The following is a 20,752-nucleotide window of genomic DNA, read 5'->3' as shown; positions in this document are numbered from 1 at the left end:
AGATGGATATCCACGAATATCAGGCCAAGGAAATCCTCAGCCGTTTTGGCGTGGCGGTGCCGCAGGGCGGCCTCGCTTACAGCCCCGAACAGGCCGCCTATCGAGCCCGCGACATCGGCGGCAGCAAATGGATCGTCAAGGCGCAGATCCATTCGGGCGGCCGCGGCAAGGCCGGCGGCGTCAAGCTCTGCCAATCCGAGCATCAGGTCGAGGAAGCCGCCGACGACTTGTTCGGCAAGCGCCTCGTCACCCATCAGACGGGCCCCCAGGGCAAGACCGTCTATCGCGTCTATGTCGAAGGCACCGTCGCCATCAAGCGCGAGATCTATCTGGGCCTGGTGCTCGACCGCAAGTCGGAGCGCGTGATGGTGGTGGCCTCGAGCGCCGGCGGCATGGAGATCGAGGAGATCGCCCAGCGCGAACCCCATTCGATCATCCGCAGTGTGGTCGAGCCGGCGGTCGGCATGCCGGCCTTCCAGGCGCGCGAGATCGCCTTCGGCCTCGGCCTCGAGCCGGCTCTGACGCAGCAGGCGGTCAACACCATTCTCGGCTGTTACAAGGCCTTCGAGGAGCTCGACGCGACAATGGTGGAGATCAATCCGCTGGTCGTCACCGAGGACAACCGGCTCATCGCCCTCGACGCCAAGATGACCTTCGACGACAATGCGCTGTTCCGCCTGCCGCATATCGCCGAATTGCGCGACAAGTCGCAGGAGGATCCGCGCGAGACGCGCGCCGCCGATCGCGGGCTGTCCTATGTCGGGCTCGATGGCTCGATCGGCTGCATCGTGAATGGCGCCGGCCTTGCGATGGCGACCATGGACATGATCAAGGCGGCTGGTGGCGAGCCCGCCAACTTCCTCGATATCGGCGGCGGCGCCACGCCCGAACGCGTCGCCAAGGCGTTCCGGCTCGTCACCTCGGACCAGAATGTGCGCGCGATTCTCGTGAACATCTTCGCCGGCATCAACCGCTGCGACTGGGTGGCGGAAGGCATCGTGATGGCGCTGCAGAAGACCCCGATCAACCTGCCGGTCGTGGTCCGCCTCGCCGGCACGCATGTCGAGGAAGGCCGCAAGATCCTGGCGCGCTCCGGCCTGCCCATCATCCGCGCCGCGACGCTTGCCGAAGCGGCGAACCGAGCGGTTGCCGCATGGCGCAATGACAGTCTGATAAAGGTGGCCTCATGACGATCCTTCTCGAGCGCGCGACACCGGTTCTGGTCCTCGGCATCACCGGCAAGATCGGCAGCTTCCACACCGAGGAGATGATGGCCTATGGCACGAATATCGTGGGCGGCGTGACGCCCGGCAAAGGCGGAGCCAAGGTTCACAATGTGCCGGTCTTCGACACGATCAAGGAAGCGGTCGCCAGCGCCGGTGCGGAAGCGGCGATCGTCTTCGTGCCGCCGCCTTTCGCCGCCGATTCGATCATGGAGGCGGCCGATGCGGGGCTGAAGCTCTGCGTCGCCATCACCGACGGCATTCCCGCCAAGGACATGATCCGGGTGAAGCGTTATATGCGCCGCTACGCGCGTGAGAACCGCATGCGGCTCATCGGGCCCAATTGCGCCGGCATCATTTCACCCGGCAAGTCGCTGCTCGGCATCATGCCGGGCCATATCTATCTCCCCGGCCATATCGGCGTGGTCGGGCGCTCCGGCACGCTCGGCTATGAGGCGGCGGCGCAGATGAAGGAACTCGGCATCGGCATCTCGACCAGCGTCGGCATCGGCGGCGATCCGATCAACGGCTCGTCCTTCCGCGACATTCTCGAGCTGTTCGAGCAGGATCCGGACACCCATGCGGTGATGATGATCGGCGAGATCGGCGGGCCGCAGGAAGCCGAAGCCGCTTCCTATATAAGAGAGCACATGACGAAGCCGGTCGCCGCCTATGTGGCGGGGCTCTCGGCGCCCAAGGGACGGCGCATGGGCCATGCCGGCGCCATCATCCAGGCCTTCGGCGAAAGTGCGAGCGAGAAAGTGGAATTGCTGCGCGATGCAGGCGTCGCGATCTCGCCGTCACCCTCGGAGATCGGCCGCACCATGGAGACATTGTTGAAGAAGGCGGCGTAGCAGCAGGCACACTGCACTACCACTTCGTCATGGCCGGGCTTGACCCGGCCATCCAGTCTCGCCGTCAATGATCGCTCAGCGGAAATATTGGATGGCCGCCTCCATGGCCGGGTTAAACCCGGCCATCCGGGCGGCCATGACGATGTAAGATAACGCAGCTTCCGCGCGATGGTCGGGACTGTGGCTACTCTTCCTAGCGACCTTCTTGTTGTTTGGCGCTTTCCAGAAACGCCTCCAGCAACGCATGATGCGATGACGCGAATGGGTTGACGACCGTCACCCCAGCCCAAGTAAAGCCATCCTGCAGGTCTTCGGAGAGAAGTAGCCGGCAGCCCGCTTGAGAGGCTGCGGATAGGATGACCGCATCCCAGATTCCGAAATGATGATCCGTCGCAAGATCGGCGGCGGCCAGCATGATCTCCGGCGAGGTTTCGACAAGCGCGAATGTATCGCGCCAGCCCAGAATGGCCCCGCGAGCATCTTTCCGCGACTTGCCTCCCTTGCGGACCAGGACACTGAACAATTCTCCGAGAACCTGAACGGGGATGACGACTGCTTCCTGTGGAAGCCGGCGCACCAGATCAAGAGCTATGTCGCGCTTGCCCGCTCCGTTGACGTTCTCCGCATAGACAAGAATGTTGGTGTCGAGCGCAACCTTCACCGCTCATCCTCATAAAGCTCATCGCGCGTCCAGCGCCCGGCACTGATGGGGGGCTGAGCTTCGAGGCGGGACAACAAGGCTGATCGCGCGCCCGACAACGTTATCTCATGCTCATTGGCGGGGACGATACGCGCTACCGGGCGACCATGACTGGTCACAACATAGCTGTGGCCTTCGCGCACGCGACGCAGAAGCAGGGAAAATTTGCGGTTGGCATCTGCTGCCGAAACGGCCTCATCCATGGCAAGAATTCCATAGTAGTTATTTTCACTACTATAGTGATTGTAGGCGCATTTTGCAAGTGGTGGCGTTGATTACAGAGGTTAAGCCGCCCTGGGCGGCCCCAGCACGCCGCGACGCACCTGGTCTGCCTCGATGCTTTCGAACAGAGCGCGGAAATTGCCTTCGCCGAAGCCGTCGTCGCCCTTCCTCTGGATGAACTCGAAGAAGATCGGGCCGATCACCGTCTTCGAGAAGATCTGCAGAAGCACCTTGGTCTCACCGCCATCGACGACGCCTTCGCCGTCGATGAGGATGCCGTGTTTCTTTAGCCTGTCGACGGGCTCCTGATGGCCCTTCACGCGCGCCGCGCATTTCTCATAATAAGTCTCGGGCGGCGGCGGCATGAATTTCACGCCGTTCTCAGCCAGCGCGTCGGTCGCGGCATAGATGTCCTCGGCGGCGATGGCGATATGCTGGATGCCCTCGCCCTTGTATTTGCGCAAGTATTCCTCGATCTGGCTCTTGTCGTCGGCGCTCTCGTTGATCGGGATGCGGATCTTGCCGCAGGGCGAATTGAGGGCGCGCGAGAACAGCCCGGTATATTTGCCCTCGATATCGAAGAAGCGGATCTGGCGGAAGTTGAAGAGCTTGGCATAGAAGCCGAACCACTTGTCCATGTTGCCGCGAAAGACATTGTGGGTCAGGTGGTCGAGATAATAAAAACCGATGCCCTTGGGCTTTGGATCCGCCTCGCCGAGCCAGTCGAACTCTTTGCTGTAGGGCGAGCCTTTGGCGCCATAGCGGTCGACGAAATAAAGAAGGCTGCCGCCAATGCCCTTGATCGCCGGCACGTGGAGCGTCTTGTCCTCGCCCTCATAGGGCTCGGCGCCGAGAGCCACGGCATGACGGTAAGCATGATCGGCATCGACGACGCGCCAGGCCATGGCGGGCGCGCAGGGGCCATGTTGCTTGACGAACTTCATGCCGAAAGATTGGGGCTCGGCATTGAGGATGTAGTTGATGTCGCCCTGGCGCCAGACGGTGATGTTCTCCGTCCTGTGGCGGGCAACCGGGGTAAAGCCGAATTTGCGGAAGAGCTCCGAGAGCCTCGCGGGCTCGGGATGGGCGAATTCGACGAATTCGAAACCATCGGTGCCGGCCGGATTGTCGGCGCTGATCTCGGGCGGCGGGGCGTCATGCGGATAGGGGCCCATGGGTGAGTCTCCGGTGAAGCGATTGCCACCATAATAGGTCGCCAAAGGCACCGTTTCCGGGCATAATGGGGCGATATCCACCCTCTCTTTGCACGGAAACGGGCATAAAATGGATGAATTCGACCGGAAGATCCTGGATTCGCTCCAGCGCGACAGCGCCCTCGCCCGCGCCGATCTCGCCACCGCGGCCGGGCTTTCGGAGTCACAAGCGGCCCGGCGGCGCCAGGCGCTTGAGCAGTCGGGCGTCATCCGCCGCTACCGCGCCGATCTAGACGCGCGGGCCTTGGGCTTCGCCGTCACCGCTTTCGTGCATGTGAAGCTGAAAGGCCATTCCGACGGCAATGCGAGGCGCTTCCGCGACCTGGTGCGCCTCACGCCCGGCATTCTCGAAGCCCATGCGGTGACGGGAGACTTCGACTATCTGCTGAAGGTCTGCGTCGCCGATCTCGACGGCCTGCGCGATCTCGTCAATGGCGTGCTGCTGATGCACCAGACCGTCGACCGCGTGCGCTCGGAGATCGTGCTGGAGATCCTGCGCGACGATCAGCTGCTGGCGCTGTAGCGCACATCCCGCCGCCGGAACAACTTTCACTATTGAATTAAGAGATTTCTAAGTCCCGCATGCCACCGTCCCGGCGTCATGCGGAACATCCGGTCCATCCTTGTCTTTCATCCAGCACTGTGGGCCCTGATCGCCCTGCAGGGCGCCATCATCGCGATCTGGATCGGGATAGACCCGCGCATATCCTTTAACCTGACCAATGCCGGCCAAACGTCTCTTGCCGTCAGCATATGCCTGCTGATCGCCGCCGCCATCACCCATTTCCTGCCTGTCTCGCGCCGCTCGGCATTTGCCGAACGGGCCCGCATCATGGCCGTCGGGCTTGCCTTCCTGCTCGTCGCCTTTGTCGGCATCCGTCTCCTCAACTACCTGACGATGTCACTGGCCTTTCCATTGGCCGACGAGTGGCTTGATTCCTGGGACAAGCTTCTCGGCATCGATTGGTACGCCTATGCCTTGTGGATGGGCGAGTATCCTGACCTCCTGTCCTTCAGTGAGCTGCCCTATGGCATGACCATTCAAACGGTGGGCGTCATCTTCGTTGCGCTGGTGCTGTTCGGCCGGATCGAGCGCGCCAAGGAACTCGTCACGCTGCTCTTCCTCGGCGCTCTTATCACCGTCAGCATCAGCGGCTTCTTTCCGGCGACGGCGGCGATGGTTCACTATATGGACGACAACCTGCGCGCCCTGTACGGCGCCAATGTCGGCGTCTATCACATGGCCGCCTTCACGGATGTGCGCGAGGCGCAGACCATCGTGCTGAACCTCGTCGAACGTCCCGGCCTCGCGACATTCCCGTCCTATCATACGATTGCCGGCCTGCTCATCGTATACGCCTTGCGTGACAATCTCATCATGCTGCTGGCGGGCAGCGTCTGGAGCGGCGCCATGCTGCTGGCGACCCCGATCTTAGGCGGTCATTACTTCATCGACATCATTGCCGGTACGCTCGTCACAGTTGCTCTCGCCGCCGCCTATGCGACGGTCGGCACCCTCAACTTTTTTCCATATCAGGTTGCGGCGCCGGAGCCGGTGCCCTGAAGAGGAAAGTCCTCGGGCGCGCTCATCGCGATGCTCTGAATCGAACAAAAAAGTGGCAGAAGCTGCTTACTCCATCTGCCCATCATCTGTTCATAAATCACAGCATTGTCTGCTTTGTACATTGTCATTCCTCATGTCCGGATTGCTTTAATACCGGATGCGGGGTGCCGGGGGAGCTTCGTCCAGGCGCTGACCCAACGCGGTGAAAATACGGTTAGGCGCCTGACGACCGCCTCTTCTCGCAATCGTGCTTCGAGGGTATCGATGTCAACCTCATCCGAAGCAGCAAGGCCAAGCCGCACGATATGTGGTAATACCGCCCTGGTTGTCTCGGCAAGCAACCAGTAGAATCCATCCGGCCCACAACAAACCTTCTGAAACGACATCATCTGAGGCCATGGTAAACCAGCATCGTGAAATACCGACCCAAGCGCAGAGCCCAATGAGGGATTGATCTTGTCGCTGAATGCCTTTGTCATCCAGTCGGAGACCTTTCGGAATAGCGGCCCCTCTGGCACACTACATATTTTGGTCACATCGAATTCTAGGAATGCGACCACGCCTCCCGGGTTCAGATAGGACGCCAGGTGCCGCAATGTGGCCGACGGATCGGCCAAATATGGCAGGACGAAACGCCCAACCAACGCATCGTAGCGGCCTCTTGGAGTGTAACTGTCGAGGTCAGCTACTTCGAATCGAACCGGCAAATTGCCAGCGGCAGCAACTCGCTCCGTGGCGAGAGTCGCGGAATCTGCGGATCGTTCAATTCCAAGAACACTTCCTATGGGTCCAACGATTCGGCCGACAAGCATTGCAACATCTCCGGCTCCACTGCCGATCTCCAGCACGTTCATCCCGGCCGAGATGCCACTCCTTCGGAATAGGTCCTCCGTCTCTGGTTCGATCAGCGCCGCTTGCCGAGCGAGACGGTGCAACTCTTCTGCTGTCCGACCAAGGAGATAATTGTCATTGGAAGACATTGTACTGCTCACTAGTGGACTTGGACCCATAGTATGGGGCAAGGGCTTGACCCAACCAACGCCAGCCGGCAGTAACCAACCACATCCGCTTGCATGAGTGCCGTAAGCCGCCGCTCAACTTGCATTCCGCCCTTCGCCGGCCCCCACACTTGATCCAGGTTAATCAGTTAATGGGGAGTCGGACAATAGCCGTTCGAAAATCGAGCGGAGTCCACTTTGGGTCATTCGCATCGACCTCGCCATGTATTCGCTATTTCCGGTTGGGCGTTACCGTCGGAAGTGCTGAGGACGCCGGGGCCTCAGCAAAGCGCCGAAGAATTTGCCCGGCGTAGCGAAATGACACGATGGGCCATGTGTGGACGGCTCCGGGCTGTCAAGGTTCTTTTGCATGTCGCAGCGCTGGTCGTAGCAGCCATGTGTTCGGCCTTTGAGCGCGGCTCATAGGGCCGCTGGCCATAATGCCTTCCGCGGATCAGGTCCCGGTCAAAAGCTCGCATTCGACAATGCTGTGGCCCATGTGGGTTGTCCTGATCGCCGGATCGACCGGTTCTGCGTTACCTGCTGTCAGTCCTTTCCAGCCTTCACATCACGCCGTTGCCGGCGCGATCTCGTCCAAAGTCGCCGTGCCCTAGCGAGCCAGCGCGACGGGTTCCCTGTAACGCTCGCCCTTGGCCATCATCGCCCAGGCCATGCGGGCAATCTTGTTGGCGAACGCGATCGCGGCCACCTTTGTCGGCCGCCGCTCCAGCAGCTTGGCAAGCCATGGCCGATGCTTGGTGCCGTGGATTTTCGCGTATCGGATCACCGCCAACGCGCCAGCACAGAACAGCGAGCGCAGGTATCGATCGCCCTGTTTGGTGATATTGCCAAGCCTCTCCCTGCCTCCACTGGAGTTCTGCTTCGGCACCAGCCCAATCCAGGCTGAGAAGTCGCGTCCCGAGCGAAACGCCCTCGGATCGGGAATACTGGCGACCAGCGCGGTTGCCAGCGCCGGACCGACCCCGGGGAGTTCGTCGAGCCGACGGCTGGTCTCGTTTGAGCGATGCCAGGCGTTGATATGCTGGTCGAACGTCAGGATCTGCCGCTTCAGCTGCCATAGTTGACGGCCCAGTGCCTCCAGGCACTCGCGCGCAATCTCGGGCACGCGTCCATCGTCGGGATCGGCAACCACATCGAGCAGCTTCTCGACGCCATTGCGGCCGACTGGTGCGACAATGCCAAACTCGGCAAGGTGGGCGCGGATCGCATTGATCAGCGCAGTCTGCTGGCGAATGAACAGATGCCGCGTACGGTGGAGCATCAGACAGGCTTGCTGGTCGGGTGTCTTGGTCGGCACGAACCGCATGCTTGGCCGCTGCACCGCCTCGCAAATGGCCTCGGCATCGGCCGCATCGTTCTTCTGGCGTTTCACATACGGCTTCACATAGGCCGGCGGCATCAATCGAACCGTGTGCCCGAGTGCCTGCAACTCGCGCGACCAGTGGTGCGAGGACGCGCATGCCTCGATACCAACCACACAAGGCGAAAGCTTCCTGAAGAAACCGAGAACCCGTGACCGCTTGAGACGCTGGCGAATAACCCCCTGGCCGTCTGCGTCAATGCCGTGAACCTGGAAAACAGACTTCGCAATGTCGAAACCGATTGTCGTCACCGCTTGCATATCGAGCTCCTCCGAATCGTGGTCACCTTTTGGCCACCAATCCTATGGCACTTGCGCACCAGGTGGAGGAGCCGTCCACAGCATCAAAAGCCAACATTCATGCAGCTAAAGAAATCGTAATGAATCGCGGTTTGGTTTCACGTTAATCTGCTCGGCTGCGGGGACCTCGGGCCGCTAACGCGGCCAGTCTCGACCCGACGGTGTAAACACCTCAAAGGGAAAACGCCATGACCACGAGCGCACACCGCAGCACGCAACCCGCCGAGGCAGCCGCCATCCGTGAATATCGAATAAATTTTCCCGACTCGGACCTCGTCGATCTGCGGCGGCGCATCAACTCAATGAGATGGCCTGACCGAGAGCCGGTCACGGACGCATCACAAGGTGTCCAATTGGCAACAATTCAGGCGCTCGCACGCTATTGGGGCGGCGACTACGATTGGCGGCGCTGCGAAGCGAAGCTTAATGCACTTCCGAATTTCGTCACCGAGATCGATGGACTCGATATTCACTTTATCCACGTTCGATCAAGTCATGAAAACGCGTTGCCGCTCATCGTCACCCACGGGTGGCCCGGCTCGGTGATCGAGCAGCTGAAGATTATCGAACCGCTGACCAATCCCATGGCACATGGCGGAAGCGCTTCCGACGCCTTCCATGTGGTGATCCCGTCGCTCCCCGGCTACGGCTTTTCCGGAAAACCGACCGCGACCGGCTGGGATCCTCCACGCATCGCACGCGCCTGGGTCGAGCTGATGAAGCGTCTCGGCTACGCGCGATTTGTGGCGCAAGGTGGCGACTGGGGTGCGATGGTCACCGATGTGATGGCGACACAGGCGCCGCCGGAATTGCTGGCCATTCACGTCAACTGGCCCTTCACCATTCCACCGGACATCGATATGGCGGTCCAGACCGGCAAGCCGCTGCCCTCCGATCTCTCTCCCGACGAACGGCGCGCCTGCGATCAGCTGAGTTTCTTCTACAAGCATGAAACGGCCTACGCCCAGGAGATGGCGAACCGGCCGCAGACGCTTTACAGTATCGCGGATTCGCCGGTGGGACTTGCCGCCTGGCTCATCGACCACGACGCCGCGAGCTACACACTCATCGCACGTGTCTTTGACGGTCAAGATGAGGGGCTGACGCGAGACGACATCCTCGACAATGTCACGCTCTATTGGTTGACGAACACGGCGGTCTCTTCAGCGCGTATTTATTGGGAAAACAAGTTCGCCTTCTTTGCACCGAAACACGTCGCCATCCCGGTCGCCGTGAGCGCCTTTCCGGACGAGGTCGTTCAAACCCCGCAGAGTTGGGCAGAAAAAGCGTATCCCAACCTCATCCACTACAGTCGCCCTGACCGCGGCGGCCACTTTGCGGCCTGGGAGCAGCCGCAACTCTTCACACAAGAGATTCGCGCGGCTTTCAGGTCACTCCGAAAGTAGCATTGTACCGATATACGGTAAGAGTGGAGGTGTTATCCTTCAGCGCGCATGCTTGAACGCAGAACAATGTCGCACGGATCGTTCACACGGCCAGTCTCAAAAGTGGAGCCGTCACGTTGCCACCGCCCACGCTCCAGGCAACACCCGCCGGCGAAGAAATGAACGCCGCCGATCGTACAAATCCTTGGGTTATGTTCGATAACCACATCGACCGGGTCGTGGTGAGTTGCGTGACTGCTGTCACACCGTAATCGAGGGGAGGCGTACACTGGCGCGAAGTGCCTGAATGATTTACTCTAGATTAAATCGGCTCAGTATTGAGTTGCAGGAGCCTTCATATGCGAAAGCTGCAAAGTCAGGGTATTCACCACATCACGCTGGTGGGCTCCAACCGCCAAACTTCGATCGATTTTTGGGAGGGCCTGCTTGGCATGCCTTTGGTCTTCGAACAACCCAACCTCGATGTTGCCGAAGAGAATCATCTCTATTTCGATCCTGGTGACGGGCGATTGATAACGGTCTTCACCAATGAGACTCGTAAGCCCGTGGCACGAAGGACACCGACGGATCCGGGTTGTGTGCACCATGTCGCCGTTTCGGTATCGCGAGTCACATTTCTCCAGGCGATCACCCGCCTCGATGAGCGCAAGATCAAGCACAGTGGCGTCAAAGATCGCGGTTTCATGGATTCGATCTATTTCGAGGATCCGATGGGCCTGCTGATCGAGTTGGCTTCTTACCGGTTTAACCCTCCCGCTGGATATACGCATACGGATGTGCTCGTCGAAGCGCACAAAATCCGGCTCGCAAGAGGCGACTACAACATTGCCGAAGCCCATTTAGCCGATGCCATTGAGGCCCTGGCCGCGTGGAGAAACCCGGTATTCTCCGAGGGCCGGAGACCAAAGAACCCGTGACAAAGACGTCAACCGTCAACCCAAGAGGAGGAATCAATGGCCGAGGTCAAGTTGCATGTGCTGAAACCCAGTGTGAACAATCTGGCGGCGCGGGTGTTTGTCCGTGCCGCTAAACTCGATTTTAGCGAGGACGATGCTTGGGGCAAGACCCGCTCGCCGGAATTTCTTGCAAAGAACCCCGCTCATATGACGCCCATGATTGAAGCCGATGGTCTGCCCAAGGGGGGTTGTGGGAAAGCTGCGCCATTATGCAATTTCTTTGCAACAAGCATGATCTCTCGCAATTCTACCCAAAATCCCCTGGACAGCGGGCGATGGTCGACAGTGCGATGTTCTACTTGATCGGTACGCTCTATCCGCTGGTCGCGCGTGCCACTTATCCCGCCCTGAGCTTTCCGCAGTATGCGGGCGAGGTAGGATCAAGCGCCGCGAGCCCAGACATGAAAGCTGAGGCGCAAAGGGCCGCGGCGGAGGCGATCGCCGAACCGCTGGAAGTCTTCCGAAGCTTCTACATGGACGGCAAGCCGTTTATCGGCGGGGCAAGTCCATCGATTGCCGATATTCGGCTAGCAGCCTCACTCGAATTTCTCTCTGTTATTGACTACAAGCTTCCGAGTTGGGCGAAGGAATACATGACCGCCATCGAAAGGTCGCTCGGCGCGGCCTACTCAGATCCAGCCGCCGATGTGCGCGGCTACATTGAGCACGTAAGATCGCAGAAGTAACCATCAGCACCGCACCTTCATAAGCAACATTGGCTTGATTTACGGACTGCCTTCAACTCGATCGGGCGAGGATTCCGGTAGAGATTCGTACGGGCTGCTTCGGCGGTGCTATCAATGCTGCTCTTACGCATTCCAATATCGCGGAGTGTGAGATTTCCTATGAGCCTCCGTTTGAAGGCCAAGGTCGTCAACCGGGACTGAAACTGTGCTCCGCAGATAGCCGAGTGCCGCGCCGGTAAGAATGGCATGCGTGCATTAAACAGCGTCAGCTGAACTTGGAAACTCTGCGACGACACCGTCTCCTGCGGTGTTGGCAATGCGTCCGGAATATTCGCAAATGGTACTGACTAAGCCAGCTGAGTTAACACAGCAGCGCCCGACATGTCAGATGTTGCGTCGCACCTGTGATGTCCGAGTCGGGTCATCCGCTACCGGGTTCGAGCCAGCCGCAAGTCCGACCATGTCAGCGTTGCCCCCGAAAGCGGCTGAATTCTGCAGGGCAGCATAACGACGCGATGGGCGAAGAGGAGATATCACCCCGGCGCCGCGCACTAGCTCAGTGTCTGGCGGCCTGGAGCGCGCTTGTGGCGGCGCCCATCCCAGCGACCTCGATCGGCCGCCCCGCCTGGCCCCAGGCCTCTATGCCGCCCAGGAGCGGGCGGATCTTCTTGAAGCCGGCGCGTTTGAGATGCAGCGCGGCCATGGCGGCGGATGCCTCGTTGGGGCAGGAACAGTAGACGATGATCTCGGCGTCGCGCGCAAAACGCCCCGCCACCAGCGCGATCTCGTCGGGATGGGCGTTGATGGAGCCCGGTATGACGCCCTCATTCCGGCGCGCCTCGGCGGTGCGCACATCGAAGATGATCGGATTCCGGCCGGCGTCAATGAGGCCGGCAAGCTCCTGGGCGGAAATGCGCGCCATTCTGAGCCGCCGGATGAAGAGCTGACGGTCGAGCAGACGCAGGATCACATAGAGAGCGAGAGCGCCGATGACCACGGCGGTGCCAAGTTCTCCCCACTGCGTGACCGTCGCGAGAGCGGAATCGACGGCATCACGGAAAATATTACCCAGGATGACGGGCAGCGCCACATAGGCGGCGGCGCCGATCCCGTCGAGAAGGACGAACAGCGGAATGGCGAGCCTTGTTACACCGCTCAGAAGGATCAGCACCAGCGCAAATCCGGGCAGGAATTTCACGAACAGGAGCGCCCACGGGCCGAAGCGGGCGAACTTGTCCTCCGTCCGGCGCACGCAATTGTCCCGGGCCATGCTCAGCCTGCAGACGACCGACAAGGCGCGACGCCCAAAACGCACACCGGCGGCATAGACGACGAGATCGCCCAGCACCACGCCCACAGCCCCAACCGCTATTATGAGCGGGAGGGGATCACCACCGGCATGACTCAAGGCGCCCGCCAGCACCAGCACCGGATAGGACGGAATGGGCAGACCGAGCTGCTCGATGAAAGCGCTCGCGAAAACGAGAATGAGCCCGTATTGCAGGAGTAGACTCGTCAGGTCCATCTTGGCTCCTCTGGCGGAATTTGAGCATCGGACCGAAAAGTGCGACGCGGTTTTCGGATAATCCGATGCGCAATCATAAATGCTCCACCAAACTAACCACCTGCGAGCACCGGCGACAGAAGAATTTTCTCCGTCATTCCGCGTCGGGCTGGCGGGCCGGATGCGCCGCGGCAAAGGCCGCCAGCGCGGTGCAGTGGCTCTCGACCGCGGCGATCTTGCTCAGATGCGTAATATCGATCTTATAACGACGGGCATTGAAGACCTGAGGGATGAGGCAGATATCCGCTAGCGACGGGCGGTCGCCGAAGCAGAAGCGCTCGCCATCGATCATCCGCTCGACCGCATCGAGCCCGCCGTCGCGGATCCAGTGGCGGTACCACTCATCCACCTCCTGCTGCGTGTGCTTGAGCGGTCCTTTGAGATAATTCAGCACGCGCAGATTGTTCAGCGGATGGATGTCGCAGGCGATGGCGAGCGCCACGGCGCGGGACTTCGCCGCCAGGACCGGATCGGCGGGGATCAGGCGCGGCTCGGGCGCGATCGTCTCCAGATAGTCGATGATGGCGAGCGACTGGATGAGGACGGTGCCGTCATCGAGCTCGAGTGCCGGAACAAGTCCTTGCGGATTCTTCGCCTTATATTCCGGGCTGTGCTGCCTGCCGCCATCCTTCACGAGATGGACGGCAATCTGCTCGACCTTCACACCTTTGAGATTGAGGGCGATGCGGACGCGATAGGCGGCGGAAGACCGGAAGTAGTCATGGAGCTTCATCGCAGCCCCTCCTCGAGCTTGAGCGCCCGCTCGAGCGCCGTGATGCCTTTTTCGAGCGCGTGGCCTTCGCTGTCGGCGAGGCGCGCCAGGAGCTTGCGCTCATAATCGAGCACCAGCGGCTCGAGCTGGCGGAACAGGCGGCGACCTGACGCCGTCAGACGCAGGCGGAATTCCCGCTTGTCGTCGGGCGACCGGATGGCCTCGATCAAGCCGCGTCGGCTCAGCGCCTCGACGGCGCGGCTGATGGTCGATTTATGGGTGCGGGTCGAGGCGACGATAGCCTTGGCGGTCCAGCCGTCGCCTGCGGACAGGGTGGCGAGCACGCGCCATTGCGGGATGTCGATGCCGAAACGCTCGGCATAAAGGCCCGCCAGCTCCTCCGAGATCTCCGCCGCCAGGCGGTTCAGCCGAAAGGGGAGGAAACGGGTGAGGTGAAAATCCGCCATGCCGGCATCTTGACAAGATATAGTTTCAAGCGCAACCATCATATGGTTGCAGGTGAAACTATAGAGACAAGAAGACGCTCAAGAAACGGAGGCGGCGATGAAAAGCGCGATCCTTCACGGCTATATGCCGGGCTTCGGCAACGACTTCGAGACGGAGGCGCTGCCGGGCGCCCTTCCCCACGGCCAGAATTCGCCGCAGCGCTGCGCCTATGGGCTTTATGCCGAGCAGTTGTCGGGCTCGCCCTTCACGGCCCCGCGCGGCATCAATGAGCGTTCCTGGCTCTACCGCATCAGGCCCTCGGTCAGGCATACGGGCCGCTTCACCCCGACGAGCCTCCCTTTCTGGAAGACGGCGCCCTGTCTCGATGATCACGATCTTTCTCTCGGCCAGCTGCGCTGGGGCCCGCCGCCCATACCCAACGAGGCGACGAGCTTCGTCTCCGGCATCCGTACTATGACGACGGCGGGCGACGTCAATACCCAGACCGGCATGGCGGCCTCGGTCTTCCTCGTGAACCGCTCGATGGAAAACGAATATTTCTTCAATGCCGATGGCGAGATGCTTGTAGTGCCGCAATCGGGCGGACTGCGATTCTTCACCGAGCTCGGCAAGATCGACGTCACGCCCGGCGAGATCTGCGTGATCCCGCGCGGCATGAAGTTCCGCGCCGAATTGCTCGACGGGCCGGCGCGCGGCTATCTGTGCGAGAATTACGGCGCCAAGTTCACGCTGCCCGACCGCGGGCCGATCGGCGCCAACTGCCTCGCCAATCCGCGCGACTTCAAGACGCCCAACGCCGCCTATGAGGACAAGGAGACGCCCTCCGAGCTCACCGTCAAATGGTGCGGCAAGTTCTACATCACGAAGATTGGCCATTCACCGCTCGATGTGGTGGCCTGGCACGGCAATTACGCGCCCTATAAATATGACCTGCGCACCTTCTCACCCGTCGGCGCCATCCTGTTCGACCATCCCGATCCGTCGATCTTCACGGTGATGACCGCACCCTCCGGCGAGGAAGGCACCGCCAATGTCGATTTCGTCATCTTCCCCGAGCGCTGGTCGGTCGCCGAGCATTCCTTCCGCCCGCCCTGGTTCCATATGAACATCATGTCGGAATTCATGGGGCTGATTTACGGGCAATATGACGCCAAGCCCGACGGTTTCGTGCCGGGCGGCATCAGCCTGCATAATTGCATGCTGCCGCACGGTCCCGATGCGACGGCCTTCGAGAAAGCGAGCACCATCGAGCTGAAACCCCACAAGCTCACCGACACGCTCGCCTTCATGTTCGAGACGCGTTATCCGCAGCATCTCACCTCCTACGCCGCGAGCGTCGAGACCCTGCAGACCGACTATATCGACTGCTGGGCCGGGCTCGACAAACGGTTCAATGGAAAGCCATGAAGCTCGCGACACTCAAAGACGGCACGCGCGACGGCAAGCTCGTTGTCGTCTCGCGCGATCTGACGCGCGCCACCGAGGCCTTCAATATCGCGGCCACATTGCAGGGGGCGCTGGACGACTGGGAGCGGCTGGCGCCCAGGCTCGCCGATCTCACAGAGCAGCTCGAACATGGATCGGTGCCGTCCTTCCGCTTCCATGAGCATGAATGCGCCTCGCCGCTTCCCCGCGCCTATCAATGGGCGGACGGCTCGGCCTATGTGAATCACGTCGAGCTGGTGCGCAAGGCGCGTGGCGCCGAGATGCCGGCGACCTTCTGGACCGATCCCCTGATGTATCAGGGCGGATCGGACAGCTTTCTCGGCCCCCGCGAACCAATCGGCATGTCGGACGAAGCCTGGGGCATCGACATGGAGGGCGAGGTCGCGGTGGTGACGGGCGATGTGCCGGCGGGCGTCTCGGCGGACGAGGCGCGCAAGCTCATCCGCCTGGTGATGCTGGTGAACGATGTTTCGCTGCGCGGGCTCATCGCAGGCGAGCTCGCCAAGGGCTTCGGCTTCTTCCAGTCGAAACCGTCCTCCGCCTTCTCGCCGGTGGCGGTGACGCCGGATGAGCTGGGTGACGCCTGGGACGGCGCTAAGCTTCATCTGCCGCTGCATATCGATCTCAATGGCAGACCTTTCGGGCGCGCCGAGGCCGGAGAGGACATGACCTTCGATTTCGGCCGGCTCATTGCGCATGCCGCGAAGACGCGGCCGCTCTGCGCCGGCTCGATCATTGGCTCGGGCACCGTGTCGAACAAGGACGCCGATGGCGGGCCCGGCCGGCCGGTCGGTGAAGGCGGGCGCGGCTATTCCTGCATCGCCGAATTACGCATGATCGAGACGATCCGGAACGGCAGCGCCCGCACGCCCTTCCTGCGCATCGGCGATACTGTCCGGATCGAAATGATGGACGGAAACGGCCGCTCGATCTTCGGCGCCATCGAGCAGAAGGTGGAGAAACTCACCCTCGCCCCTCGAAGAGGGGAGAGGGAGGGACCCATTGCGTAGCAATGGGAGGTGAGGGGCTTGTTTAAAGGCTACGCACAGGCCCCTCACCCTTCCCGCCGCTTCGCGTCGGGCCCCTACCCTCTCCCCGCGCTTGCGGGGCGAGGGTGATACTACAGCAGCCCGTTCTCCTTCATGATCTGATCGGCGTTTTCCTTGGTCACCGTCATGGTGGGCAGCACGATCTTCTTCTCGATCTTCTCGCCATTGAGGAGCTTGATCGCCTGGCGCAGGCCCTCGGCGCCCGGTGTCGGATAGAGGAAGGTGGCGGTGAGCTCGCCATTATGGACCCAGGTCACGCCCTCGTTCGGCAGAGCGTCGACGCCCAAGAACATCATCTCCTTCTCGCGCCCGACATCCTTGGCGGCGAGATAGGCGCCATAGGCCATGGGGTCGTTGTGGCCATAGACGAGATCGATCTTCTCGTGGTTGCGCAAGGCCGTCGCCATGATGTCGTAGGCCGCCGCCTGCTTCCAATCGGCCGACTGCTGGTCGAGCAGGTTCTCGATGCCCGCCTCCTTGTCGGTGAATTCGTGGAAGCCGTCATGGCGGTCATGCGAGGCCTGGGTGCCGAGACCACCCCAGATCTCGACCAGCTTGCCCTTGGCAGCACCAGGGCCGCCCAGGAGCTTCACCGCATGCTCTCCGGCGGCGCGCCCGATCACCACATTGTCGCCGCCGATGAACTGCGCGTAGCGGTCGGTCTCGACATTGCGGTCGAGCACGATGACCGGGATCTTGGCGTCGATCGCCTGCTCGACGACGCCGGTGAGGCCCGCCGATTCCTTGGGCGAGATGAGCAGCGCGTTGATCTCCTGGCGGATCAGGTTCTCGACATCGGCGACCTGCTTCTCCGTCTTGTCTTCGCCATCGGTGATGATGAGCTCGACCTCCGGATGTTTCTTCGCTTCCGCCTCGATGTCCTTGTTGAACTGGACGCGCCACGGCTCGATGGTGGTGACCTGCGAGAAGCCGATCTTCCATTTCGCCTCGGCACGGGCGGGGCTGACGCCCAGCGGCAGGTAGATGGTCAAGGGCGCACCGGCGGCAAGCACGGACAGTCTGACGAAATCACGACGTTTCATGTGTCTTCCTCCTGTCATGAAGATTCCTTGCTTTTACCCGGCTGAATGGCAGCCGACCCCGCTTGCGCCTTCCGGTCCTGGCCCTTGAATGACCAGCTGCCGAACAGCCCGTCGAGATTGCGTTCCTGCACCAGCACAGTGACCACGATGATCAAACCCTTGAGCACCAGCTGGAGATTGGAATTGATATTGTGGAGCTGCAGAATATTGGAGAGCAGCCCGAAAATGAGAACGCCGACGATGGTGCCGGCGATGCTGCCGCGCCCGCCCATCAGGCTGGTGCCGCCGATCACCACCGCGGCAATGGCGTCGAGCTCGAGCCCCGCCCCGGCATCGGGCTTGCCCTGGCGATATTGCGCCACATAGAGGACGCCCGCGATCGACGCCAGCATGCCGGAAAAGGCATAGACGGTGATCTTCACCCGGTCAACCTTGACGCCCGACAGCCTTGTCGCCTCCTCATTGCCGCCGATGGCATAGACATAGCGGCCGAAAGCAGTGAACCGCAGCAGGGCGCCATAAATGATCGCCGCGGCGATGAAGAAGAGGCCCGGCACCGGCGCCACGCCCCACAGCATGGAGCGCAGATTGTTGAAGTCGGCGGTGGCGTTGGAGCCCGGATAGACCGGCAGCACCGCGCTGTTCTGTCCGGCGGTGAGCCGCGCAATGCCGAGCGCCGCCACCATCATCGCGAGCGTCACGATGAAGGGCTGCAGCCTGCCGCGCACGATGATGATGCCGTTCAGGGCGCCCAGCAGAAGTCCGAGCGCGGGCACGACGAGCAGCACGGCGACGACGCCGAACTTGGTCGGGACATGGCTTGCGGCATAAAGGGCGGCGAGAATGGCCGCGACAGTGCCGGCGGCGAGCGGAATCCAGACGCGGCGCAGGGGATCGAGGATCACCGTCTCATGATGCCCTACCGCCTCGTCGCCGCGCGCCAGATTGGTGAAGATGAACCGCGCGAGGCCGGCGAAGATCAGGAAGGCGACGATCGCCAGCGCCGGCACCGCCATAGTGGCTGCCGGCGTCCAGCCTTCCTGGGTGAGCAGCATGCCGGTGACGACGGAGGCGAAGGCCATCAGCGAGCCGACCGAGAGATCGATGCCGGCGATGAGGATGACCGTGGTCATGCCGACGGCGGCGAGACCGATGATCGACACCTGGCGCAGGACGTCGGTGAGATTGCCATAGGAGAGAAAAATGTTCTTGCCGCTCGAGGTCTCGGGCGAAAATACGACGCCGATGGCGAAGAGCAGTAAGAGGCCCCAATAGAGCTTGGTCGCCGACAGAGTGCGCCACAGCTTCATGACGGCAGTTCCTCCACGGCTATCGTCGCATCGCGATGACCTCTCGCGGCGAGGCGCATGACCGCCTCCTCGCTCGCCTGTGCCCGGCTCAGTAGACCTTGCGGCCGGCCCTCGCTCATCACCAGGATGCGGTCGGACAGATGGAGCAGCTCCGGCAATTCCGAGCTCACCACCACGACCGCGAGACCGTCGCGCGCCAGCGCCAGAATAAGATCGTGGATTTCCTGCTTGGCGCCGACATCGATGCCGCGTGTCGGTTCATCGAGCAGGAGGACCCGCGGCCGGGTCTCGAGCCATTTGCCGAGCACGACCTTCTGCTGGTTGCCGCCGGACAAGGTGGCGCTGTTCTGCCTTGGATTGCGGCAGACGATGGCAAGGTTGCGGATCTGCCGCGCCGCGGCACTCTCCTCGCGCGCGATGCGCCGCATCCCGAAGCGCGACAGCTCGGCGAAGGACGGCAAGGCGACATTGTCGGATATCGTGTCGGACAGCACGAGACCTTTCAGCTTGCGGTCTTCCGGCACGAAAGCGAGCCCCAGAGCGCGCGCCCGCTGCGGCGAGGATATGGCGACGGGTTTTCCGCCGATGGTGATCTCGCCACCACCGCGGCCCACGCTGGCGCCGAAGATCGTCTCGAGAATCTCGGTGCGGCCGGAGCCCAGTAGTCCGCCAATGCCCAGAATCTCGCCGGGCCGCACGGCGAAGGAAACGCCGTCGATGACGCGCCGCGCGCCACGCCGCGTCATGATGTCGAGCGACAGATCCTTCACGGCGAGGACGGGGGCCTCCAACTCGGAGCGGTGAAGCTGGCGCGCCGAAATCACTTCGCGGCCGACCATGGCGGTGATGATGCGGTCACGCGTCAGGTCGCCGATGGGTGCTGTCAGCACATGACGGCCGTCGCGCAGGATCATGACCTGATCGGCCAGCGCCATGATCTCGTCCATGCGATGCGAAATATAGATGACCGCCACCCCTTCCGCGGCGAGGCGGCGGACGATCGCGAACAGCGTCTCGGTCTCGGCCGGCGACAGCGCCGAGGTCGGCTCGTCCATGATCAGGATGCGGGCGCCGATCGAGATGGCCTTGGCGATCTCGACGAGCTGCTGCTCGCCGATGCGCAGGCGCCCGAGCTGCGCGGACGGATCGATGCGGATGCCGAGCTCGGCCAACAGCCTGCTGGCGGCGGCGCTCAGCCTCTTGCGGTCGACCAGGACGCCGAAACGCATCGGCTCGCGGCCGAGATAGATATTCTCGGCGACGGAGAGGCCCGGAACGAGATTGAGCTCCTGGTGGATGATGGCGACGCCACGGCGCTCGGCATCGCGCACGCCGGTAAAGCGCACGGCCCTGTCGAACAGCTCGATCTCGCCGTCATACTCGTCATGGATGCCGGCCAGGATCTTCATCAATGTGGATTTGCCGGCGCCGTTCTCACCCACCACGGCAAGGATCTCGCCAGCTTTCAGATCGAGCGACACATCCTGGAGAACGCGGGCAGCGCCGAAACTCTTGCCGATGCGCCGGGCGCGCAGGGCGGCATCGGATGATTCCGAGGGGGTCTCCGGTGCGCGATCAGCAAGAGCGGGCATCGGCGTGTGACCCGGTCACGCGCGCAATGGCAGAAAGGCGAGGAGACGCCTCACTTGAGAACTG

At 61.7% G+C, this 20,752-nt stretch carries 19 protein-coding genes and 1 pseudogene; 9 read left to right on the top strand and 11 right to left on the bottom strand.

The features are described from left to right. Positions 1 to 2: 2 nt before the first annotated feature. Together G5V57_RS12995 and sucD are read left to right on the top strand one after the other, a co-directional pair. Positions 3 to 1,190, top strand: a complete 1,188-nt coding sequence (locus tag G5V57_RS12995; RefSeq protein ID WP_165167914.1) for a malate--CoA ligase subunit beta — start codon at positions 3 to 5, stop codon at positions 1,188 to 1,190. After that, the gene (gene sucD / locus G5V57_RS12990) at positions 1,187 to 2,077 is read left to right on the top strand and encodes a succinate--CoA ligase subunit alpha (RefSeq protein WP_165167913.1); all 891 of its coding nucleotides are present in this window, start codon (positions 1,187 to 1,189) and stop codon (positions 2,075 to 2,077) included. Before G5V57_RS12995 ends, sucD begins: the two co-directional genes overlap by 4 nt. A gap of 193 nt (positions 2,078 to 2,270) precedes the next feature. Here the strand turns inward: sucD and G5V57_RS12985 are convergent, their stop codons facing one another. From G5V57_RS12985 to hppD, 3 genes are all read right to left on the bottom strand, one after another. Then, complete coding sequence (locus tag G5V57_RS12985; protein ID WP_165167912.1) at positions 2,271 to 2,738, bottom strand: PIN domain-containing protein; 468 nt, start codon at positions 2,736 to 2,738, stop codon at positions 2,271 to 2,273. Then, on the bottom strand, positions 2,735 to 2,980 hold the full coding sequence (locus G5V57_RS12980; RefSeq protein ID WP_165167911.1) for a type II toxin-antitoxin system Phd/YefM family antitoxin: 246 nt from the start codon (positions 2,978 to 2,980) through the stop codon (positions 2,735 to 2,737). Before G5V57_RS12980 ends, G5V57_RS12985 begins: the two co-directional genes overlap by 4 nt. An 81-nt stretch (positions 2,981 to 3,061) precedes the next feature. Continuing rightward, positions 3,062 to 4,174 carry a 4-hydroxyphenylpyruvate dioxygenase gene (gene hppD / locus G5V57_RS12975; protein WP_165174080.1) on the bottom strand — a complete coding sequence of 371 codons (1,113 nt, stop codon included), beginning with the start codon at positions 4,172 to 4,174 and terminating at the stop codon, positions 3,062 to 3,064. Between the two features lie 109 nt (positions 4,175 to 4,283). On the opposite strand from hppD, the gene G5V57_RS12970 reads away from it, so the two are divergent. Both G5V57_RS12970 and G5V57_RS12965 read left to right on the top strand, forming a co-directional pair. Then, on the top strand, positions 4,284 to 4,736 hold the full coding sequence (locus G5V57_RS12970) for an Lrp/AsnC family transcriptional regulator (protein ID WP_165167910.1): 453 nt from the start codon (positions 4,284 to 4,286) through the stop codon (positions 4,734 to 4,736). Positions 4,737 to 4,814: 78 nt separating this feature from the next. Beyond that, positions 4,815 to 5,777, top strand: coding sequence for a phosphatase PAP2 family protein (locus G5V57_RS12965; protein WP_165167909.1), 963 nt, complete (start codon positions 4,815 to 4,817; stop codon positions 5,775 to 5,777). 131 nt (positions 5,778 to 5,908) lie between these two features. On the opposite strand, the gene G5V57_RS12960 is transcribed toward G5V57_RS12965, so the two are convergent. Together G5V57_RS12960 and G5V57_RS12955 are read right to left on the bottom strand one after the other, a co-directional pair. Beyond that, positions 5,909 to 6,757 carry a methyltransferase domain-containing protein gene (locus G5V57_RS12960; RefSeq protein ID WP_165167908.1) on the bottom strand — a complete coding sequence of 283 codons (849 nt, stop codon included), beginning with the start codon at positions 6,755 to 6,757 and terminating at the stop codon, positions 5,909 to 5,911. Positions 6,758 to 7,385: 628 nt separating this feature from the next. Beyond that, entirely contained in the window at positions 7,386 to 8,417 is a 1,032-nt protein-coding gene (locus tag G5V57_RS12955; RefSeq protein WP_165165892.1) for an IS110 family transposase, read from the bottom strand. A gap of 227 nt (positions 8,418 to 8,644) precedes the next feature. Here G5V57_RS12955 and G5V57_RS12950 point away from each other — a divergent pair, with 227 nt between their 5' ends. The 3 genes and pseudogenes from G5V57_RS12950 (at position 8,645) to G5V57_RS12940 (ending at position 11,504) form a co-directional block, all read left to right on the top strand. Then, on the top strand, positions 8,645 to 9,862 hold the full coding sequence (locus G5V57_RS12950) for an epoxide hydrolase family protein (protein ID WP_165167907.1): 1,218 nt from the start codon (positions 8,645 to 8,647) through the stop codon (positions 9,860 to 9,862). 338 nt (positions 9,863 to 10,200) lie between these two features. Continuing rightward, a complete protein-coding gene (locus G5V57_RS12945) occupies positions 10,201 to 10,779 on the top strand; it encodes a VOC family protein (RefSeq protein WP_165167906.1) in 579 nt (192 codons plus the stop codon). Positions 10,780 to 10,815: 36 nt separating this feature from the next. Next, positions 10,816 to 11,504 (top strand): annotated as a pseudogene (locus G5V57_RS12940) (glutathione S-transferase family protein). A 556-nt stretch (positions 11,505 to 12,060) separates the two neighbouring features. On the opposite strand, the gene G5V57_RS12935 reads toward G5V57_RS12940, so the two are convergent. From G5V57_RS12935 to G5V57_RS12925, 3 genes are all read right to left on the bottom strand, one after another. Next, complete coding sequence (locus G5V57_RS12935; protein WP_165167905.1) at positions 12,061 to 13,029, bottom strand: DedA family protein/thiosulfate sulfurtransferase GlpE; 969 nt, start codon at positions 13,027 to 13,029, stop codon at positions 12,061 to 12,063. A 133-nt stretch (positions 13,030 to 13,162) separates the two neighbouring features. Next, positions 13,163 to 13,801 (bottom strand): maleylacetoacetate isomerase, encoded by a 639-nt coding sequence (gene maiA, locus G5V57_RS12930; protein WP_165167904.1) that lies wholly within the window; start codon positions 13,799 to 13,801, stop codon positions 13,163 to 13,165. Further along, the gene (locus G5V57_RS12925) at positions 13,798 to 14,247 is read right to left on the bottom strand and encodes a MarR family winged helix-turn-helix transcriptional regulator (RefSeq protein WP_165167903.1); all 450 of its coding nucleotides are present in this window, start codon (positions 14,245 to 14,247) and stop codon (positions 13,798 to 13,800) included. The genes maiA and G5V57_RS12925 overlap by 4 nt, the downstream gene beginning before the upstream one ends. 97 nt (positions 14,248 to 14,344) lie before the next feature. On the opposite strand from G5V57_RS12925, the gene hmgA reads away from it, so the two are divergent. Together hmgA and G5V57_RS12915 are read left to right on the top strand one after the other, a co-directional pair. Further along, on the top strand, positions 14,345 to 15,655 hold the full coding sequence (hmgA, locus tag G5V57_RS12920; protein WP_165167902.1) for a homogentisate 1,2-dioxygenase: 1,311 nt from the start codon (positions 14,345 to 14,347) through the stop codon (positions 15,653 to 15,655). Beyond that, positions 15,652 to 16,704 carry a fumarylacetoacetate hydrolase family protein gene (locus tag G5V57_RS12915; protein ID WP_165167901.1) on the top strand — a complete coding sequence of 351 codons (1,053 nt, stop codon included), beginning with the start codon at positions 15,652 to 15,654 and terminating at the stop codon, positions 16,702 to 16,704. Before hmgA ends, G5V57_RS12915 begins: the two co-directional genes overlap by 4 nt. A 110-nt stretch (positions 16,705 to 16,814) precedes the next feature. Here G5V57_RS12915 and G5V57_RS12910 read toward each other — a convergent pair whose 3' ends face one another. Genes G5V57_RS12910 through G5V57_RS12900 form a run of 3 tightly spaced genes read right to left on the bottom strand, consistent with a single transcriptional unit; the run spans position 16,815 to position 20,688 of the window. Next, a complete protein-coding gene (locus G5V57_RS12910; protein WP_165167900.1) occupies positions 16,815 to 17,786 on the bottom strand; it encodes a substrate-binding domain-containing protein in 972 nt (323 codons plus the stop codon). Between the two features lie 14 nt (positions 17,787 to 17,800). Beyond that, complete coding sequence (locus tag G5V57_RS12905; RefSeq protein WP_165167899.1) at positions 17,801 to 19,096, bottom strand: ABC transporter permease; 1,296 nt, start codon at positions 19,094 to 19,096, stop codon at positions 17,801 to 17,803. Beyond that, positions 19,093 to 20,688 carry a sugar ABC transporter ATP-binding protein gene (locus tag G5V57_RS12900; RefSeq protein WP_165167898.1) on the bottom strand — a complete coding sequence of 532 codons (1,596 nt, stop codon included), beginning with the start codon at positions 20,686 to 20,688 and terminating at the stop codon, positions 19,093 to 19,095. The genes G5V57_RS12905 and G5V57_RS12900 overlap by 4 nt, the downstream gene beginning before the upstream one ends. Positions 20,689 to 20,752: the final 64 nt, after the last annotated feature.

Source organism: Nordella sp. HKS 07 (genome assembly GCF_011046735.1).
In the GTDB taxonomy this organism is placed as follows: domain Bacteria; phylum Pseudomonadota; class Alphaproteobacteria; order Rhizobiales; family Aestuariivirgaceae; genus Taklimakanibacter.
This window is presented reverse-complemented; position numbering and strand designations above follow the sequence as displayed.

Coding starts and splice junctions, on each gene's coding strand:
- G5V57_RS12950 (WP_165167907.1), top strand. CDS start 8,645: ATGACCACGAGCGCACACCGCAGCACGCAACCCGCCGAGGCAGCCGCC.
- G5V57_RS12965 (WP_165167909.1), top strand. CDS start 4,815: ATGCGGAACATCCGGTCCATCCTTGTCTTTCATCCAGCACTGTGGGCC.
- G5V57_RS12935 (WP_165167905.1), bottom strand. CDS start 13,029: ATGGACCTGACGAGTCTACTCCTGCAATACGGGCTCATTCTCGTTTTC.
- hmgA (WP_165167902.1), top strand. CDS start 14,345: ATGAAAAGCGCGATCCTTCACGGCTATATGCCGGGCTTCGGCAACGAC.
- G5V57_RS12905 (WP_165167899.1), bottom strand. CDS start 19,096: ATGAAGCTGTGGCGCACTCTGTCGGCGACCAAGCTCTATTGGGGCCTC.
- G5V57_RS12945 (WP_165167906.1), top strand. CDS start 10,201: ATGCGAAAGCTGCAAAGTCAGGGTATTCACCACATCACGCTGGTGGGC.
- G5V57_RS12980 (WP_165167911.1), bottom strand. CDS start 2,980: ATGGATGAGGCCGTTTCGGCAGCAGATGCCAACCGCAAATTTTCCCTG.
- maiA (WP_165167904.1), bottom strand. CDS start 13,801: ATGAAGCTCCATGACTACTTCCGGTCTTCCGCCGCCTATCGCGTCCGC.
- G5V57_RS12960 (WP_165167908.1), bottom strand. CDS start 6,757: ATGTCTTCCAATGACAATTATCTCCTTGGTCGGACAGCAGAAGAGTTG.
- G5V57_RS12915 (WP_165167901.1), top strand. CDS start 15,652: ATGAAGCTCGCGACACTCAAAGACGGCACGCGCGACGGCAAGCTCGTT.
- G5V57_RS12955 (WP_165165892.1), bottom strand. CDS start 8,417: ATGCAAGCGGTGACGACAATCGGTTTCGACATTGCGAAGTCTGTTTTC.
- G5V57_RS12925 (WP_165167903.1), bottom strand. CDS start 14,247: ATGGCGGATTTTCACCTCACCCGTTTCCTCCCCTTTCGGCTGAACCGC.
- hppD (WP_165174080.1), bottom strand. CDS start 4,174: ATGGGCCCCTATCCGCATGACGCCCCGCCGCCCGAGATCAGCGCCGAC.
- sucD (WP_165167913.1), top strand. CDS start 1,187: ATGACGATCCTTCTCGAGCGCGCGACACCGGTTCTGGTCCTCGGCATC.
- G5V57_RS12970 (WP_165167910.1), top strand. CDS start 4,284: ATGGATGAATTCGACCGGAAGATCCTGGATTCGCTCCAGCGCGACAGC.
- G5V57_RS12900 (WP_165167898.1), bottom strand. CDS start 20,688: ATGCCCGCTCTTGCTGATCGCGCACCGGAGACCCCCTCGGAATCATCC.
- G5V57_RS12910 (WP_165167900.1), bottom strand. CDS start 17,786: ATGAAACGTCGTGATTTCGTCAGACTGTCCGTGCTTGCCGCCGGTGCG.
- G5V57_RS12995 (WP_165167914.1), top strand. CDS start 3: ATGGATATCCACGAATATCAGGCCAAGGAAATCCTCAGCCGTTTTGGC.